Here is a 15,337-nt window from a genome sequence, read left to right as displayed (position 1 = left end):
TAAAATTATTTGCACAACTCTAAAATGTAAAGTATATTTGTCATTATATAAAATATATTTGTCAATTTGTAAAATTAAATACCATGTCAAAATCATCAATGTGCGAAAGAGAAAAAAGTTATATAGAAAAAATGAATAAGTTTCAATTGAAACATCAGTACAAAAAAGTAGGGTTTATTATTTCTTTTACTGCATTTGGATTAATGATTGTAAAGAAATTTTTTGATGAACCAGATTGGGTAAAACCACTTTTGTCTGGGGTGCTGTTAGTTGGTTTGTTATTTATTTCTCTTGCAAAGGAGAAAATTGAAGACGAATTTATTGATAGTTTGCGTTCTCAATCATACAGAATAGCTTTTGTTTTGGTTATACTGTACGCATTAATTCAACCATTTATTAATTATGGAGTAGGGCTTTTGTTTGATGAAAAAGAAACCTTAGAAAGTTTAAATTACTTTCAAATTTTATTTTATATGCTAATTGTACAATTAATGGTGTTTTGGCAGTTAAAAAAATTGAACAAATAACATGAAAAACACAATAAAAGTACAACGTGCCATTTTAGATTTAACACAAGACGATTTGGCAAAAAAAATAGGTGTTTCTAGACAAACCATAAACTCTATAGAAAAAAACAGGTATATACCTTCTACTGTACTAGCCTTAAAACTATCTAACATTTTTGGTATTTCTGTTAATGAGTTTTTTAACTTAGAAGATGATGATTAGAGCTATACTTTACATTGTTTTTATTATAAAACTGTTTGTTAATTTACTTATTCATTAATAGAAATTACAGCTGCTTTAAAAAGTTTTGCTTTTGTTTTAAAGAATGAGTTTTCTAGATCTATTGCTTTTATTTGAGATTCTATAAGTTTTACTTCTCTAGAATTTACTAAAAACAAAGAACTTTCGCCCAAGAAAAATTTACGTTCTTCTGCTCTTAATAGCGTGCCATAATCTACAACAATCTTAGATAAATAATCGTTTTGTATAGTAAAGGATTTTAGTTCTTGTTGTATGGCATCTATTTTATTAGAAATGCTAACTCTTGCTACTTCATTTTCAAATTTAGTATCGTTCAATTTAATTTTAGCCAGCTTTAAATCACCTCTTTCTTTTCTTAAAAATATGGGTAATTTAAATTTTATACCAGCTTTGTAACTATCTGTGTTAAAATTATTAATTTGATTGCCTTCTGGGGCTAAAAAATTGTATTGTACATCTAAAATTGGTAACAAGGTGTTTCGTTTTAACCTTCTTTCTACATCTAAATTTTCTATTTTATATTGTAGAGATCTAATTTTAGGATGATTGTTAATATCAAAATTTTGGTTATTAAATAAAGCGATATTAAATGTAGTATCAACAATATTAATAGTGTTTGTATCAGGAATAATATTGTCTTGTAGTTCTACAGGAGTATTGTCATTCAACCATAAAAAATTAGACAATTCAAGCGAAGATTTTACCAATTTAATTCTTGCTTTTTCAAGGTTTAATAGTCTGTCATTTAATGTAATGCCAGCTTCTGTTGTATCTATAGCAGGTTTGTCTCCTTCAAAAAAACCTCTTTTGGTAGCCTCAAAACGTATTTCTGCATTCTTTAAAAAGTTTTGAAAAAGCGTTTTTTCATTATAGGTTCTAAGCCACTTAAAATAAGCTAAAGAAGCATTGTATAAAATTTCATTTACTAAAATTTGTTGATCTTCTTTACGCTGATTTAAAAATAACTTAGCTTGCTTTAAAGCAGCCATTCTTTTATTTATAAGAAAGCCTCTTAATAATGAAGCAGACACGCCAGCACCATATAAACCATCTAAAGGAACGTTTGCTTCAGGATTTAAAAATACCCCACTATTTTGTTCAAAATTAGCTTTAAACTCTATTCCATAATAAGTAGGTATTTTAAAAGCAGCATTCAGTTTGCTAAAATATTCCAAATCTTTAAACTGCTTGTTGTCAAAATCTACCTGAATCTTAGGGTCAAATGCACCTCTAGCTTTTAAGAGTTTAGCTTCACCTTCATTAATTACTAAATTGGCTTGTTTTACAATAGGATGATATGCTTTTACGTAACCCAAATATTCAGACAAAGTCATTACAGAGGTTACTTTATCTTGTGCATAATATCCTTTAGTAAATAATAAAATTACTATTACAATATATTTTTTCATCTTAGAATTTCAAAAATTCGAATTGATATTATTTTTTCTTCTTGTCTTCTTTGGCTCCCTTTTTTGCTCCTTCTGGTTGATAGTATTTAGGAGGAAAGCTATTTAATTGTCTCCATAATTCATACCAAATAGGTACATCTTCTAAAAGAGCAATAGTTCTGGCACCTGAGCCTATTCTAATGGCATTTGGCCACTCATGATCGGTTTCATCTGGAGCTAATAAAATTCTGTATTTACCGTTGTCACTTATAAAATTTTCTATAGCTACTACCTTTGCCCCATATGTACCATAAGAAGCATTTGGCCACCCAGAAAATACGATTGCTGGCCAACCATCAAACTCAACCCTAACTTTTTCACCTATATGAATCAAAGGTAAATCTATGGGTCTTACAAAGGTTTCTACAGCCAAATCATAATTAGCAGGCATAATACCAACAATATCTTCACCTTCTTTAAAAGTACCACCAATGCCACCTTTTATGGCTTTATTAATGATTCCGTTTTGAGGAGCTGTAATGTACAATAAGCTACTTCTAACCCTGTAATTACTATTACTGTTTTCTAATTTAGAAACCTGTACTTCTGCATCAAACTGACTAGATTGTGCAGTAAACATATCACTCTGTGCTTTAGAAATTTTGTCTGCATAGGTAACTTCAATCCTATTTAAATCTATCTGTGCATTTAAAACGCTATTTCTACTTGCCAATAACTTATTTTGTTGAGAGATGTATTTGGCTTTCTTTTCTTGTAATTTTACTTTTTTCTCTTCAACATCTATAACAGCTTTAATTCCTTCTTTTTGAAGTGTTTGAGTCCTGTTAAATTGTCTTTCTGCAATATCTATATTGGTTTTTGCTGCTTCTAAATCTATACTATCACTCAAAACTTTTAATTTAGATTGTAACAACTTATTTTTTGCTTGCTCAGTTTTTAAATTTTGTTCTTTTTTTAGAGCAGCAATTTGTCTTTGTAAAGCACTTACTTTATCTTCATAAGATTTAACAGATGAGGCTTTTGCGTCTATTTGTTGGCTAGTTCTTTCTATTAAACGATCATCAAAATATTCACTTTTTACCTCAGAAATTCTAAGAATGGTATCACCTTTTCTTACATAATCTCCTTCTTGCACAAACCATTGTTCTATTCTACCTGGTATTTGAGATTGAATAGTTTGAGGTCTTTGGTTTGGGTATAAAGTAGTTACAAGTCCTTTACCAGAAACATTCTGAGTCCAAGGTAAAAACAAAATAATTAATCCTAACCCTGCAAATACTAACAAAAACTTATTTAAAGCTTTGTAATAATCTTTATTGAAAATTCTTTTACCCGCTTTATAACTGGCTAAATCTACATTTTCACTTGTTGGTTTACTAGATATATTTAACATAGCTAATTATTTTACAGATTTTATTTCTCCTTTATCTAAAACTATTGTTTGGCTGCATTGAGTTTGCCAACTTTTTTTACTACTCACAACAATTAAAGACCACGGTCTTTTTTCATCTGTTAAATAACGGATGATATTAACGGTTTCTTCCATATTAAATTGATCTAAAGGATCTTCTAAAATCATCACTTTAGGTTGTTTAATTATGGCTCTAGCTAAAATGATCTTTTTACCCACGGTATAAGACATTTGTTTACCTTCTGGATATAAAATGGTATTTAATCCATCAGGTTGTTCTTTGACAAATTGTCCAAGACCAACATTTTCTAAAGCTTTGTAAATGGTATCATCATGAACTTCTTTATTTCCGAAAACTAAATTGTCTCTAATAGAACCTTCAAAAGGAGTTTCATCAGATAAAGACAAACCTAGTTGAGATCTATAATGATTTAAATGTAAGCTGTTTAAAGAAAGATTATTTACATAAGCATTTCCAGCTGTAGGCTGTATAACACCAGATATTAATCTTAATAAGGTAGATTTTCCAGCACCACTTTCTCCTATGACTAAAATTCTATTCTTAGGCTTTAAAGTAAGTGATATGTTTTTAAGAATAGCTTCATTTCTATCTTTAACCGTATATGAAACATTGTCTAGTTCAAGTGTTAATCCATCTTTAAACATAGGTTTTTCTCCGTTTTGAGATTCTAAAGCTTTATCTACAACTTGGCCAATTTTTTCAATAGATGTTAATACATCATAAAAAGATTCTAAACTTACCAACAATTTTTCTACAGAGGCAATAACCAAAAGAATGATAATTTCTGCGGCAACAAACTGACCAATATTCATCTCTTGATTTAAAACTAAAGCTCCACCAATAAGTAATAAACTTGCAGTTACAACAACTTTAAAACCAATCATTTGTGTAAATTGAAGTATTAAAATTTTAAAGTGACTTTCTCTAGCTTCTAGATAATCGCTTACCAAAGAATCATTTTTACTTAAAGCCAAATTTGTGTTTCCAGAAAGTTTAAAACTTACTACAGTTCTTGCTACCTCTTGTATCCAATGTGCTACTTTGTATTTATATTTAGATTCTATCAAACTTGTTTCTAGACCTCTTTTGGCTGTAAACTTGAATACAATAAAAATTAATAGTAATAATAGAATACCAAATATTATAAAAAATGGATGATAAAAAGACAACAGAATTAAAGCAAAAATAATTTGTAATAATGCTGTAGGTACGTCAATTAAAATTTTTGATAATCCTTTTTGAATGGTTAAGGTATCAAAAAAACGATTTGCCAATTCTGGTGGATAGTAATTGCGCAGTTCATCCATTTTCATTTTTGGAAAACGATAACTCAATTCAAAAGCAGAACGCATAAATATACGTTGCTGAACGGTTTCTATAATTCTTAATTGCATTAACTGTAAAGCTCCAGAAAAAGTAACTCCAAGAGTTACTACAACCACCAAAATAATCCACGATGTAGATACTTGTGCACCTTGAATAAGGTTGATGATGGCTTGAATACCTAAAGGAAGCGTTAACGCAACAAACCCTCCAAATACAGCATAATATACGATTTGAAGAATGTCTTTTTTTTCCAATTTAACCAAACCAACAAAACGTTGCCAAGGTGTTAATGTTTTATTTTCCATATCTTATTTGAGTGAATTGTTTGTTAATTGAATAAAAAATTCTGTTGGTGTTTTTTCGGATTTACAATTGGTAATAGAAGGAAAATGATCTTTTAAATAATGCTGATGAAGACCACCTTCTAAAATAGTACTGGCCAAACTTAAAGGAAAAGGGTAATTATTATTTACAGCTTCAATCATTTCACTTACACGTGTAATAAGACGCTTGTAGACTTCAAAATAACCCTCTTTGTTTTCTAAGTCTACTTCTTTAGTCAAAAAAGATTTAGAACTCTCATTAACAATAATTTTATATAAAATAGTTTCATTAATATGAGAGTAGTTAGAATCTTCTTTAACTATCCTGGTAACTACAGTTATTGCTTTTTCTAATTTTTCTTGTGAATTAGAAATACTAAATGTTTCTATAACCAATTGATATTCTAACCAAGCCCAATACCATGAAGATAAGTATTGTAATAATTTGTGTTTACTTTCAAAGTATCGGTATATGGAGCTTTCGTTAGAACCAATTTTTTTTCCTAGTTTTTTAAAAGTAAAACCCTCAAAACCTATTTCATTAATCAAAATTATACTATTCTCTATAATGCGTTTTCCCAAATCTGAGGTTTCAGGATCTTTAATAAAAATTTTGTCAGGTACAGCTATTTTTAATACCGCTAATAAGTCTTTCATTAGTTTTTATTTGGTAACAAATATAATAGTAATACTATCGTTAAATAATAGTGTTACTAAAGTTTTGGTTTTTTTTAACATTCATTCAAAAAAAATACCTGTAGAAAATCTACAGGTATTTTAGAATCAAATCAATCAAATCACTACACTATTCTTTGTGAAGATATACAGCAGAGGCTTTTGCTAAAGATGCGTTATATACTGGAGTCAAATTTCCTCCAGAATTAATATTGTTAAATGCTAAAATTCTACCACCATTATTACCAGCTTCTGCAATAAATACAGTTCCTGTTTCACCATCAAATGCAACGTCTACTGGGTTTCCCATCATTGTGTTAGAACCAGAAACTCTTGTTTGTTCACTCACAGCTAAAGTAGCACCATTGGCAGTGTTTCTAAATTTACTAGAAAAATTGCTTATTACATGAAATCCACCGTCATCTTGCCCGTTGCTTGCGGCACCAATATCAGTTAAAATCATGGTGTCTGTCATAGCGTCATATGTTAATCCATGAGTTCTTACAATTCCTTCTGCTACAATAGTTTTAGAAGCCTCTAAAGTAGTAGTAGATGTATTGCTTAAAAAATTATTATAAACCGCCAATTTATTTGTAGCATCAGCTACGGCATACAAATCGTTTCCAACAAAAATAATTCCCCATAATTTAATATTTGTAGTTATGGTATTTCTTAAGTTAAAACGATTGCCTTCTTTAACATAAACAAATAATCTACCATCAGGCGTATCTGCATTTCCGTCTACGTCTGCATTATCTGCAACTACATAAAAGTCATTACTAACTGCAACTTCTCTAGGACTAGACATATCTGTTGTACCTACAACGCTTGCAGTTACATTTACAGATACTAGTGGTGCATCTAAAGATATTCCTGTGTAACCTTCTAAACCAAAAGTACTTCTAGAGGCTTGTACAACTAGATCATCATCGCTATCGTAATAAATACCATCAGCTGCAGTTACAGAGGTATTTAAGGTAGCTCTTGTAACACTGTTGATATCTCCTACATTAAAGGTATTTACATTTCCATCCTCATTATTTGAGGTAAATAAAATTTTTGTTGCCAAATCTAATTCCACTTCATTGTCGTTATTAGAACAAGAGGCAAAAGATAGTGCTGCAATACATGCAATTGATACTTTTTTGACTGTTTTCAAATTTAAACATGTTTTCATAATATGTTGTTTTAAGTTTTCAGGAATATTTACGGAGTCATCATTGATCGGGTTTTAGAAAACGCTTTGTTTAACATTATCTTAACAATTGAGCAATTCTAATCAATTGTATTTTGAAAACCTTTTTATTTGTAATACCTTTGTTATCAACAATCTTATTTATAAGCAATATCTATCTTGTATTTTATTCAAAAATACATTTTTGTGCGAACGAAGTCTTTAAGAATTGCTTTTAAATCTTTAAAATTAAACACAGTTATATATTAATGGCAAAATCGCAACAGACATTTAGCAAAAGTGAAAAAGAAAAAAAGCGTTTAAAAAAACGAGAAGATAAACGAAAAAAAATGGAAGCTAGAAAAGCTGCCAAAGAAGAAAACGGTACAGCAGGAATTCAGTTTGCTTATGTAGATCATAACGGTAACCTAACGGATACACCACCAGATCCAGAACTAAAAGTAGAATATGAATTGGATGACATACAAATTTCTACAACCAAAAAAGAAGATTTACCAGAAGAAGATCCTGTAAGAAAAGGAAAAGTAAACTTTTTTGATACTTCTAAAGGTTTTGGTTTTATTATAGATGCTGATAATGGAGAAAAATACTTTACACATGTTAGTGGTTTGATTGATCAAATAGCAGAAAATGATAAGGTTTCTTTTGAGTTAGAAAAAGGAATGCGTGGAATGAATGCTGTAAAAGTTAAAAAAATATAAGTATTTATATTCAATTAAGTACAAAATCTTTCTATTTAGAAAGATTTTTTTTGTTTAAAAACATATTACAAACTTGGTGTTTTTAATCAATTAAATTGAAATATTAGAGTATTTTTGTTTTATTAAAAATAACTATTTAGCCTATTAAATATGAAGTTTGCCAAAGTTGTAGTTCTTGTCATTTTTATTTTTTTCAATCAATATATTTCGGCACAAATTTCTGGACAGGTTATAGAAGCAGAGCAAAAAAATGTACTTGAATATGCAACAGTTGCTTTGTATGATGCTAATAAAAATAGTTTGATAACTGGAGTTGTCACAGATGTAAAAGGGATGTTTTACATTAACAATTTAAAACCAGGTCAGTATTTCTTAGAAATTTCATTTATAGGCTATAAATTAGAAAAAACATCAATCATCAATATTCAAAAGAGGGGTGAATCAAAGAATATTGGGGTAGTTAAGTTGAATATCAATGCCAACAATAAACTAAGTGAAGTAGTTATTAAAAGTGAAAAAAATACAGTTATTCATAAAATTGACAGACAAGTCTTTGACGCTAAAAAATATGAAAGTGCAGTTGGAGGTACTGCAGTAGATGTTGTGCGTAATTTACCATCAATCACAATAGATGGCTTGGGTGAAATTAGCGTTAGGGGAAGCACAGGTTTTGCGGTTTTAATTAATGGTAAACCTACGCAAGGAGATATGAGTGCAATTTTATCTCAAATACCAGCTAATGCCTTAGAAACTGTAGAATTAATAACAGCACCCTCTGCAAAATACGATCCTGAGGGCAAGGGAGGAATTTTAAATATAATCACAAAAAAAGGAGCTATAGACGGTACTTTTGCTCAAATTAATCTTAGAGGTGGTTTTCCTTCTATAGAAGATTATGATACACAAGTTCCAGCGCAAAGATTTGGACTAGACGCAACAGTAAACAAAAGAGCAGGAAATTGGAATTTTTCTTTTGGTGCAAGTTATCAGCGCAATGATAAAACTGGTAGAAGAGAAGGAGATGTTTTTATTATAAATACGCCAGCAAATAGAACTACTTTTTTACCTTCTGATGGAGAGCGTAGTTTTGATGATATTGCCTATAATGGACGTTTTAATATAGATTACACTCCTAACAATAAAAACTCATTTTCGTTAGGTTTTTTTGCAGGAAAACGCACAAAAGATAGGTTAGCAGACATTGTGTATAACAATACTGCTATTTCTCCTATTGAGAGTAATAATGTGTTATATGAGTTTACTTATTTTAATCATAATTTAAGAACAAGAAGAGGAGATTTTGCTTTAGGGAGTATAGATTATTCTCATACATTTAACAATGCTTCTAAATTATCTGCCTCTTTTTTATATGAATATACATTTTTAGGAGGACCTACTGAAAATGATAATTTAGGTTTTCCAGATACTAGTATCGTATTTCAAAGAGAGTTTAATACCAATGACAATCCTTTATACGGAGCTCGATTTAATTTAGATTATCAATGGAAACCTTTTGCTATCGGAACTTTAGAAACAGGATATCAATATAGAGATTTAGATCATAGAGGTAAATTTGTATACGAAAGAGACGGTATTTTGGTACCTGAATTTTCTAGTGATATTCGCCTAAAAAGAAGTATTCATTCTGCATATGCGCAACTTACAGGAAATAAAAATAAATGGAATTATAATGCAGGAATTCGTTTAGAGTTTATGGATAGAGTGTATAGAGAAACATTACGTACTGACGGAATAGAAAATGTTTTTAATTTTGATTTTGTAAAATTATTTCCTTCTGCATCATTACAATATAAACTAAATGAAAAAACGAATATTAAAACAGCCTATAGCAAAAGAGTAGAACGTACAACTACCTTTAAAATGAATAGTTTTGCAGAACGCGAACACTCTGAAGTTTTTGAGCAAGGTGATAACAGATTGCGACCAGAATTTATTGATTTGGTTGAATTAGGACTGAATACAAAACTGAAAAACGGAAATTCTTTATATGCGACGGCTTATTATAGGCATGTCACAAATGTAATTAATAGAGTTAATACCTTAGCATATCAACCCAATGGAGCCATTATAGACAGCATTATTAACAGAGTGTATTCTAATGTTGGCAAAAGCAATGCTATTGGATTAGAAATTGGTACAACTCTTAAGCCCTCTAAAAATTGGACCAATTTTATTGGTGTAAACATTTTTAATTATGATGTAGAAGGAGTCTTAAATTTTAGACATAGAGATGGTATAGAAAGAAATTATGATATAGATAATCAGTCTACAAATTATTCTATAAATATAAATTCAACTTATAAATTTTGGAAAAACGCTTCTTTGCAATTTACATTTAATTATTTGTCTAACAGAGCTACAGCTTTAGGAGAAGACTCTCGTTTTTATACTCCTAATTTAACCCTCGTAAAAAAGTTTATAGACAATAGACTCACAGCAACTTTGCAATGGCAAAATATAGATATGGGATTGCTCAGAAGTAATGAGCAACGTATTACCACGGCAAGACCAAATGAATTTTTTACCACAACAAATTATAGATATGAAGTAGATATGATTACGTTAAACCTATCTTATACCTTTAATGCCGCAAAAAATAAATCGAAATTTATAGACAGCGAGTTTGGAAAACGTGAGTTTTAAAATTTGATGATTTAATTGAAAGTTAAAAGACTGAAATTTAATTGTGTATACTTTAGTTATTGTGTTTTTCAAATTTTAAACACAGACTTTTAGTATTCAAATTGAAACTAAGTATTTCTAATTATAGTGATTGATTTACTATTTTAACAACTTTTCAATTTTATATTTCATGGCATTGTAAATTCTAGAATTATAAGCGGATTTATAGTACTCAATTTTTCCATCTTGATCTATAATAATATTTGTTGGATACGATTTAACACCAAACTTTTGAGCTATATATCTAGACTCTTCAATAATGTCATAATCAAAAGGATGTTTCTTTAAAAAATTAGCAATTTTATATTCTTCATCAAGTGCAAAAGCTAAAAATTCCACATTTTTTCCAGCAAATTCATGCTTCAAATTATTTAATTCAGGCATTTCTTTTATACAAGGATTACATTTTATAAACCAAAAATTAACTACAATAACTTTGCCTTTTAAATTTTTGCTTTTAAATTTTTTTCCATTAATGCTTCTCACACTAAAAGCAGGTGCTTCTAATCCAAGTTTTTCTGATTCTGAAATTTTTTGTGATGCTTTTCTTTCTTTTAAAGCTTTGTTGTAAGCCTTTTGTTCTTCTTTGCTTCTAATAGAATAGCCATCTAAACTAAATACATTTTCAGGTAATTTAACATGATCTATTTTAGTTGCAGTTACAGTATAAGAGCCTAAATATTTGTCTTTACCCATATATTGCAACAAAAAACCTTCGCAATTAAACTTCTTGCTGTATCTAATTCCAAAAGCTTTAGTAGTTAATATTTTTTTAGATGATGTTGGTTTCTCATACACATCACAAGAAGTATTTAAAAGATTTATTTTTTCATTAGGAATTAAATTAGTAACTGTTTTTCCTGCTTTTAAATTTTGATAAACTAAACTTTTTTTTCCTTTGTAATTTATTCCTGCATACATCCTGTTTTTTTTGTAATCTACATACAGAATTCTTTCTGATCCAAGCGTATTAGTAAAAGTTTTTTCTAACAAATAATCATTGTTAAATGCAACTACTATTGATTGCATAAATCTATTTGATGCTTTTTCTTTATCAGTTAAAACTCTATCATATTGCACAGCATAAGTAATTACAATATCATTAGGGATTTTTGGTGCAGAAGGGTATTTCCACTGAGACAAAAGGGTAGTACAAACCAATAAGAAATATAGGCTAACAATTTTTTTCATAATACAATTTTTGTAATAATAGATTACAAGAATAGAATTCTGAAACTATATAAACAAATTTAGTTCAAGAAATAAACGTGTTAGTTCTAAAGCTCATAAAATTTAATAGATAAATTTTTTATTATTGCTGTTGTTGTTGCTGTTGTTGATTGTCATTTTTAACAGGTCTAATGTCTACAGAAACACTCATGGTACTTTTACCAGACCCATATACCACACCTTTTAACGGAGGTACATCATAATAATCTCTACCATAAGCCGTAGTTATATGTTGATTTTTTGGAATTTGATCATTGGTAGGATCAAAATCTACCCAACCAAAATTAGGTATAAAAACAGAAAACCATGCATGAGATGCGTCTGTACCAACCAATTTTTCTTTTCCAGGAGGAGGTAGTGTTTCTATATAACCACTAACGTATCTTGCAGGTAACCCTACAGATCGTAAACAAGCTATAGCTACTTGCGCAAAATCTTGACAAACACCTTTTTTTTCCTCTAAAACTTCATCTACAGGTGTAGCAATGGTGCTAAAACCTGAATCGAATTTAAATTCTGAGAAAATTCTTTTCATCAACTCATTTGTTGCTTCAAAAACAGATCGGTTTTTTTGGAATGAAACAGCTGCATATTCGTGTACTTGTGAAGAAATATTTTTGATAAACATAGAATCTAACAAAAATTGTTTGGCATCTATAATTGTTGGGGTAATTATTTTTAATTTTGCATGAGCTTCTGCCAAAGTAGTTTCTTTACAAACTTTAGATTGTAAAACATCGTTTTGTTCTTCATAACATCGTTTTACTTTACTTGTGGCTATTACCGTTAGTTCTTTAAGTTGTTTTTCTATAGAAAAGTGAGCAACTGAATTCCCGAAAAAATCAATATTTTCTTTAAAAGTAGTTGGTTTGGGCTCTATTTCCAATTGGTAATCTAACAATTCTTGACCTTTAAAACTTCTAGGTTTAACAATAGCTAAATTATGGCAATAGCTAATAGCGTTATTATACTTATAACTGGTTTTATGAATTAAAGAAAAAATCATTTAATAAGTATGGTTTTGATTTATCAGTTGTTTTTGCTCTTTTGAATGATTGAAATACATATCAGTCAAAGACATAGAAGTTTCATGAATGGCATCACTAATACTAGCTAATAAACTGTCTAAGTCAGCTCTTTTTATTTTGTTTTCATCAACCTTAGCTAAGGCAGATGCACTAGTATTCTCTATAATCTCACAAGCTTTTAAAATATGTTTCTGAACATTGGTAAGTTCATTTGTTTCAGTTCTTTTAGGTAGTTTAAAAATATCTTTAGATATCCTATTTAACTGATATTTAAGAGATCTAGCATAAGATTTATCTAATAAAATCAATTGTATTACATTTTGAATATCTAGATATGACCTAAAACTATATCTGTAAATATTTAAACTTTCATGGCTATTTAATAATGACTCTAATATTTCATATTCGATATCTTCATGATGGCTGATAGATAAAAGTGCTCTGGTCTTATCTATAGTCATCGTCGCAAATTCCATCTGCAATCCTATAAAATAGAGTAGTAGTCCTTGTTCTACTAAAATACTTTCTTCTATAAGACCTATAAAGGCGATAAGTTTTGTAATTATAGAATCTAACAACTTGGTTACTTTTGGTATGTTTTCATGATCATCTTTATCAAAACATTCCCACTCTTTTTGAAGCATATCATAAACTCGCCACATATCTCTAGACCAAAGGTTACGCAAAGAGTAGTAAGAATTTTTGAATGAAAAAAGGGCGTGCGCTAGACTACCTATTTGGGTTTTATCAAAAAGGACAGTAGCAATTTCTTTGAGAGGATTTTTAAAAGCGTTTTCTTTATTTTTACCGGTAAAACCTGGGAAAATAGATGTTAAATGTGTTATAGATTGATACAATATATGTAAACTTTCTTGATCTGATTCTCTTTTATTAAACTCAGCATCAGACATTTGGTTTAGTACCATTCTAACATACCTAGCTGTTACGAGTGTTCTTGCCAAGTATCTACCTGACCAGAATAAATTTTCTGCTGTATTACTTGGTAAATTTTCTATTCCTGCAAAAGAATTTGATACAGAGTGATGCCAATGATATCTTTTTCTTTTCTTTAGAGAACTTTTTAAATCATTAGTTACCCAAAAATCTTTACTTGTACCTCCTTTTTGACTAGAAAGTTTTAATTCTTCTTTTTCAGCTGCTACTCTTACCAAACCACCAGGCATTATACTGTATGAATTTTCTTTAGCAACAGCAAAGGTTCTACACATTACTTTTCTAGGTTCTAAATGTTTTTTTGTAAGATTTGGAGCCGTAGAAAAAGATATTTTTTCTTGCGCTACATAACGAAAGGGTTTTGCTAAAATTTCCTTTTTTAAGGCTTCAATTTCATCATCAGTTAAAAATTCGCAAAAGTAAATGTGTTCCCTGTGTGTATTATCAATTGGCTTAACAACTAATTTTTTAATGTTTTCTAATACAAACTCCAATTCTTTTTCTTGGCCACACCACCATGATGCTATTTGTGGTAAAATTAATTCTTCTTCTAAAAAATACTTGCAAACAGAATTCATAAAAGGAATAAGGCCTGGGTTTTCTAAAACTCCGCTTCCAATAGGGTTCATTACCACCACATTTTTTTGCCTTACAACATTAAGCAAACCAGTAACTCCTAAATAAGAATCTCCTTTCAATTCTAAAGGATCTGTGTATGCATCGTCTACACGTCTGTATATAACATCTACTTGAATTAAACCTTTTAAAGTCTTAATCCAAACTTTATCTTCTCTTACTACTAAGTCATTTCCTTTTACCAAAGGATATCCTAAAAATGAAGATAAATACGCATGCTCAAAGTACGTTTCGTTATGTGGTCCTGGAGTTAAGATAACAATGGTAGGATTTTCTTTATTTTGTGTTGCAGAATTTACAAGTAAATCATTAAGGTCTTTAAAGAACCCAAAAGGTTGTTTTACATTAATTTCTTTAAAAAAATCTGGAACAACTTGCTGTATAGAAAATCTATTTTCTAACGCATAACCCATTCCAGAAGGTGCCTCAGCTCTATCATTAACAACCCACATTCTTCCATCAGGACCTCTAGCTAGATCTGCAGAATATATTAATAAGTGTTGTGCTATTTTGTATTGAATTTGATGACAAGGCCTTAAAAAACCACGATGTGCAAAAATAATTTCAGAAGGGACAATGCCGTTTTTTACCAATTCTTGCTTACCATAAATATCCTTTAAAACTAAATCTAAAAGTTTTGCTCGTTGTTGTAGGCCTTTTTCTACGGTTTTCCATTCATCAGCATTAATAACAAAAGGAATAAGGTTTAAATTCCAAGGTCTATTTAGACCTTTAGGGTCATTGTAAACGTTGTAGGTAACTCCATTCTCTGACAATAACCAATCTAAATCATCTTGTCTTTTGTTTAATTCATCAATCCCTAAATCAGAAAAATTGGTCAATAATTTTTCCCATTTAGGATTAATACTCATATCCGATTTTAAAACTTCATCATAATTTTTAAAATCCTTAAAGTAGTTTTTAAAAAAAGCGGTAACAGGTAATTTTGTCAAATC

At 29.6% G+C, this 15,337-nt stretch carries 12 protein-coding genes; 4 read left to right on the top strand and 8 right to left on the bottom strand.

The genetic code is table 11. The features are described 5' to 3' along the window. The first annotated feature begins 83 nt into the window (after positions 1 to 83). Complete coding sequence (locus DUT90_RS07805) at positions 84 to 527, top strand: hypothetical protein (RefSeq protein WP_147266200.1); 444 nt, start codon at positions 84 to 86, stop codon at positions 525 to 527. A gap of 1 nt (position 528) precedes the next feature. Beyond that, positions 529 to 729, top strand: a complete 201-nt coding sequence (locus tag DUT90_RS07800) for a helix-turn-helix transcriptional regulator (protein ID WP_114426601.1) — start codon at positions 529 to 531, stop codon at positions 727 to 729. Positions 730 to 776: 47 nt separating this feature from the next. On the opposite strand, the gene DUT90_RS07795 is transcribed toward DUT90_RS07800, so the two are convergent. The 5 genes from DUT90_RS07795 to DUT90_RS07775 all read right to left on the bottom strand — a co-directional run bounded on the left by DUT90_RS07795 (position 777) and on the right by DUT90_RS07775 (position 7,111). Further along, positions 777 to 2,177 (bottom strand): TolC family protein, encoded by a 1,401-nt coding sequence (locus DUT90_RS07795; protein ID WP_114426600.1) that lies wholly within the window; start codon positions 2,175 to 2,177, stop codon positions 777 to 779. 28 nt (positions 2,178 to 2,205) lie between these two features. Beyond that, on the bottom strand, positions 2,206 to 3,570 hold the full coding sequence (locus DUT90_RS07790; protein WP_114426599.1) for an HlyD family secretion protein: 1,365 nt from the start codon (positions 3,568 to 3,570) through the stop codon (positions 2,206 to 2,208). Positions 3,571 to 3,576: 6 nt separating this feature from the next. Then, on the bottom strand, positions 3,577 to 5,241 hold the full coding sequence (locus DUT90_RS07785; RefSeq protein WP_114426598.1) for a peptidase domain-containing ABC transporter: 1,665 nt from the start codon (positions 5,239 to 5,241) through the stop codon (positions 3,577 to 3,579). A gap of 3 nt (positions 5,242 to 5,244) precedes the next feature. Then, positions 5,245 to 5,916 (bottom strand): TetR/AcrR family transcriptional regulator, encoded by a 672-nt coding sequence (locus DUT90_RS07780; RefSeq protein ID WP_114426597.1) that lies wholly within the window; start codon positions 5,914 to 5,916, stop codon positions 5,245 to 5,247. Positions 5,917 to 6,064: 148 nt separating this feature from the next. Next, positions 6,065 to 7,111 (bottom strand): hypothetical protein, encoded by a 1,047-nt coding sequence (locus DUT90_RS07775; protein ID WP_258848523.1) that lies wholly within the window; start codon positions 7,109 to 7,111, stop codon positions 6,065 to 6,067. A 266-nt stretch (positions 7,112 to 7,377) separates the two neighbouring features. Between DUT90_RS07775 and DUT90_RS07770 the strand changes: the two genes are divergently transcribed. Together DUT90_RS07770 and DUT90_RS07765 are read left to right on the top strand one after the other, a co-directional pair. Further along, positions 7,378 to 7,830: a cold-shock protein gene (locus DUT90_RS07770; protein WP_114426596.1), complete on the top strand. Its 453-nt coding sequence runs from the start codon at positions 7,378 to 7,380 to the stop codon at positions 7,828 to 7,830. Positions 7,831 to 7,980: 150 nt separating this feature from the next. Further along, positions 7,981 to 10,494: an outer membrane beta-barrel family protein gene (locus DUT90_RS07765; RefSeq protein ID WP_114426595.1), complete on the top strand. Its 2,514-nt coding sequence runs from the start codon at positions 7,981 to 7,983 to the stop codon at positions 10,492 to 10,494. A gap of 138 nt (positions 10,495 to 10,632) precedes the next feature. Here DUT90_RS07765 and DUT90_RS07760 read toward each other — a convergent pair whose 3' ends face one another. The 3 genes from DUT90_RS07760 to DUT90_RS07750 all read right to left on the bottom strand — a co-directional run bounded on the left by DUT90_RS07760 (position 10,633) and on the right by DUT90_RS07750 (position 15,334). Then, positions 10,633 to 11,724: a peroxiredoxin gene (locus DUT90_RS07760; RefSeq protein WP_114426594.1), complete on the bottom strand. Its 1,092-nt coding sequence runs from the start codon at positions 11,722 to 11,724 to the stop codon at positions 10,633 to 10,635. 121 nt (positions 11,725 to 11,845) lie between these two features. Beyond that, a complete protein-coding gene (locus DUT90_RS07755) occupies positions 11,846 to 12,769 on the bottom strand; it encodes a transglutaminase family protein (RefSeq protein ID WP_114426593.1) in 924 nt (307 codons plus the stop codon). Continuing rightward, complete coding sequence (locus DUT90_RS07750) at positions 12,770 to 15,334, bottom strand: circularly permuted type 2 ATP-grasp protein (protein ID WP_258848522.1); 2,565 nt, start codon at positions 15,332 to 15,334, stop codon at positions 12,770 to 12,772. It lies immediately after the preceding gene. Positions 15,335 to 15,337 lie beyond the last annotated feature (3 nt).

Origin of the sequence: Polaribacter sp. WD7 (assembly GCF_003335085.1) — a bacterium.
Lineage (GTDB): Bacteria > Bacteroidota > Bacteroidia > Flavobacteriales > Flavobacteriaceae > Polaribacter.
Note: the sequence above shows the minus strand (reverse complement) of the source record. Positions and strands in the feature narration are given on the sequence as shown.